General features: G+C 66.0%; 4 protein-coding genes. 1 reads left to right on the top strand and 3 read right to left on the bottom strand.

Going from position 1 to position 3,169, the window contains the following annotated elements:
• Nucleotides 1-171: 171 nt before the first annotated feature.
• The gene (gene cysE / locus JYJ84_RS32525; protein WP_080741796.1) at nucleotides 172-975 is read left to right on the top strand and encodes a serine O-acetyltransferase; all 804 of its coding nucleotides are present in this window, start codon (nucleotides 172-174) and stop codon (nucleotides 973-975) included.
• Nucleotides 976-1,021: 46 nt separating this feature from the next.
• Here cysE and JYJ84_RS32520 read toward each other — a convergent pair whose 3' ends face one another.
• From JYJ84_RS32520 to JYJ84_RS32510, 3 genes are all read right to left on the bottom strand, one after another.
• Nucleotides 1,022-1,822 (bottom strand): UDP-2,3-diacylglucosamine diphosphatase, encoded by an 801-nt coding sequence (locus JYJ84_RS32520; protein ID WP_122945751.1) that lies wholly within the window; start codon nucleotides 1,820-1,822, stop codon nucleotides 1,022-1,024.
• A 23-nt stretch (nucleotides 1,823-1,845) separates the two neighbouring features.
• Nucleotides 1,846-2,337 carry a peptidylprolyl isomerase gene (locus tag JYJ84_RS32515; protein ID WP_011352518.1) on the bottom strand — a complete coding sequence of 164 codons (492 nt, stop codon included), beginning with the start codon at nucleotides 2,335-2,337 and terminating at the stop codon, nucleotides 1,846-1,848.
• A gap of 88 nt (nucleotides 2,338-2,425) precedes the next feature.
• Complete coding sequence (locus tag JYJ84_RS32510) at nucleotides 2,426-3,007, bottom strand: peptidylprolyl isomerase (RefSeq protein ID WP_122945750.1); 582 nt, start codon at nucleotides 3,005-3,007, stop codon at nucleotides 2,426-2,428.
• Between the last annotated feature and the right edge of the window lie 162 nt (nucleotides 3,008-3,169).

The following is a 3,169-nucleotide window of genomic DNA, read 5'->3' as shown; positions in this document are numbered from 1 at the left end:
CCACCCGGTCGGCGATCCCGAAGACCCAATGGCAGCAAGCGTTCCGCCCGAATACCCGTGCCGGCGGCGGGGTGAACGCGCGGGCTCGTGCGGCCGTGCGCGACTCGCCCTACAATCGCCGGACGTCATAAGTAAATTACCCGGCGCGATAACGGCCGGTCATTGCCGGCGATGCGCGCCGGCCTTTTCCCAGACCACATCATGTTCACGAGACTGCGCGAAGACGTTGCAACGATTCGCGAGCGGGATCCCGCCGCTCGCAGTGCATGGGAAGTGCTGACCTGTTATCCGGGGTTGCATGCGCTCGTGCTGCATCGTTTCGCGCACGCATGCTGGCGCGCGAAGCGCTACTGGCTCGCGCGTTTCGCGTCGCAGGCCGGCCGGTTCCTGACGGGCATCGAAATCCACCCCGGTGCGACGATCGGCCGGCGCGTGTTCATCGATCACGGCATGGGTGTCGTGATCGGCGAGACGGCGATCGTCGGCGACGACTGCACGATCTATCAGGGCGTGACGCTGGGCGGCACGTCGCTCACGCGCGGCGCCAAGCGCCACCCGACGCTCGAAGCCGGCGTGATCGTCGGTGCGGGAGCGAAGGTGCTCGGCAGTTTCACCGTCGGTGCGGGCGCGAAGATCGGTTCGAACGCGGTCGTCGTGAAGCCGGTGCCGGCGGGCGGCACGGCAGTCGGCAATCCGGCGCGCATCGTGATGCCGGCACAGCCGAAGCCGCAGCCCGAACGCGCGGCATTCTGCGCGTACGGGATCACACCGAATGCCGACGATCCGATGTCGCTCGCGATTCATGGGCTGATCGATCACGCAGCGAAGGAAAGCCGCCGCGTCGATGAGATCGTCGCGGCGCTCGAACGGCTCGGCACGCATCTGGAAACGCTGCAGGGCGCCGACGCGGCGCGCCTCGATCTGCGCCGGCTGTCGGCCGTGCTGGAAGGCAAGTCGGTCGAACGCCAGGCGTAATTCAGCGGATGCCCGCGGCTGCCGCTCGGTGCGGCGGCAGCGGCGCTCAGTCGAGCGGCATCGCGTGGATGCCTTCCGCATCGACGCGCAGGTAGCCGCCACGCGGCTTGCCGTGGTCGAGATCCCAGTCGGGCAACACCCAGCGGATGCCGCCCGGCTCTGCGTGGCTCGCAGGGCGGTGCGTGTGGCCGTGAATGATCACGCTCGCGCGGCTTTTCCGGAACAGCGCGGCCACGCCTTCACGTGTGACATCGTAAATCGCCGAAGCAGGGCGCACCCGGCCCGCTTCGCTGTTCGAGCGCATGCGCTGCGCGAGCGCGCGGCGCCAGCGGAACGGCCATGCGAGAAACAGCCATTGCGCGACGCGGTTGCGTGCGAAGCGGCGGAACAGCTGGTAGCCGCGGTCGGCCGTGCATTGCGCATCACCGTGCGCGAGCACGATGCGCTGGCCGAACGCCATGATCAGCGAAGGATCGGGCAGCAGCATCGCGCCGGCCGCCTTCATGAAGCGCCGGCCGAGCAGGAAATCGCGGTTGCCGTGCATCACGTAGAGCGCAATGCCGCGCTCCGAGAACGTGTGCATCAGCGCGGCCATGCGGGCTGCAAACGGATCGTCGTCGAGGATGTCGTCGCCGATCCAGTATTCGAACAGGTCGCCGAGGATGAACACCGAATCGGCGCTGTCGGCGGTGTATTTCACGAAATGCTCGAACGCGGCGACCGTCTTCGGAATCGCTTCGCTCAGATGCAGATCGGAGAGAAACAGGAACGGGCGTGCGGCTTGCGCGTATTCGCGCTCGCCCGGCACGCCCGCGGAGACGCTTCGCGGCGGACTCTCCTGCAACATCGAAGTGCCTCCGTAACGGCGCGTCAGACCACGACGGCCTTTTCGATCACGACGTCGTCAGCCGGCACGTCCTGGTGGAAACCAGCGTTGCCCGTCTTGACGCCCTTGATCTTGTCGACCACGTCCTGGCCTTCGACGACCTTGCCGAACACTGCGTAGCCCCAGCCTTGCGGCGTCGGCGACGAGTGGTTCAGGAAGTCGTTGTCGTTCACGTTGATGAAGAACTGGGCAGTTGCCGAGTGCGGATCGTTCGTGCGCGCCATCGCGACCGTGTAGTTGTCGTTCTTCAGGCCGTTGTTCGCTTCGTTGTCGATCGGCGCGTCGGTCGGCTTCTGCTTCAGGCCCGGCTCGAAGCCGCCGCCCTGGATCATGAAGCCGTTGATCACGCGATGGAACACGGTGCCGTCGTAGTGGCCCTTCTTCACATAGTTCAGGAAGTTCTCGACCGTCTTCGGTGCCTTCGCGGCGTCGAGCTCGAGCTTGATCACGCCGTGGTTCGTATGCAGTTCAACCATGATGAATTCCTTCGGTGAGGCGGTTTAAATGGCACGCGGCCGGTCGTGCGACGCGGCCGCGTGTGGCGCCGGACGTGCCGGCAGGTTCTTACTTCGAGACGATGCTGGCCGATTCGATCACGATCGGTTGCGCGGGCACGTCCTGCATCGGGCCGCGCGAGGTCGTCGCGACGCCTTCGATCTTCTTCACGACGTCGAGACCCGACACGACCTTGCCGAACACCGCATAGCCGTTGCCGTCCGGGTTCGGGTAGTCGAGGCTGCTGTTGTCGACCGTGTTGATGAAGAACTGCGCGGTGGCCGAGTTCGGATCGCTCGTGCGTGCCATCGCGATCGTGCCCGTCTGGTTCTTCAGACCATTGCGGCTCTCCAGCGGGATCGGCGCGCGGGTCGGCTTTTCCTCGAAGTTGGTCTTGTAGCCGCCGCCCTGGATCATGAAGCCCTTGATCACGCGATGGAAGATCGTGCCGTTGTACTGGCCGGCCTTCACGTAATCGAGGAAGTTGGCGACGGACTTCGGCGCCTTCTCCGGGTAGAGCTCGACGCGGATGTCGCCCTGCGAGGTCTTCAGCTGCACGACGGGGTGCGCGGTAGCCGATTGCGCGAACGCAGGTGCGGTCGCGGTCGCGAGAAGGGCGGCGCCGCCAAGCGCCAGCAACAGACGTTTCATTGCGATCCTCAGGTTGGGAGGGAAAGAAGGCCGCGCCGCTTATTGCGACGGCGCGACGTACGGCGCCGCCAGTGCGCCCGACGGACCGCTGAACTGGAACGTCGGCGACATCGGCAGCGTGGTGGTGCTCACGTTCGCGGCTGCGCGGTCGGTGTAGTCGCG

The organism is Burkholderia sp. LMG 13014 (genome assembly GCF_905232215.1).
In the GTDB taxonomy this organism is placed as follows: domain Bacteria; phylum Pseudomonadota; class Gammaproteobacteria; order Burkholderiales; family Burkholderiaceae; genus Burkholderia.
The sequence above is the reverse complement of the archived record's forward strand: the minus strand, read 5'-3'. Positions and strand labels throughout refer to the sequence as shown.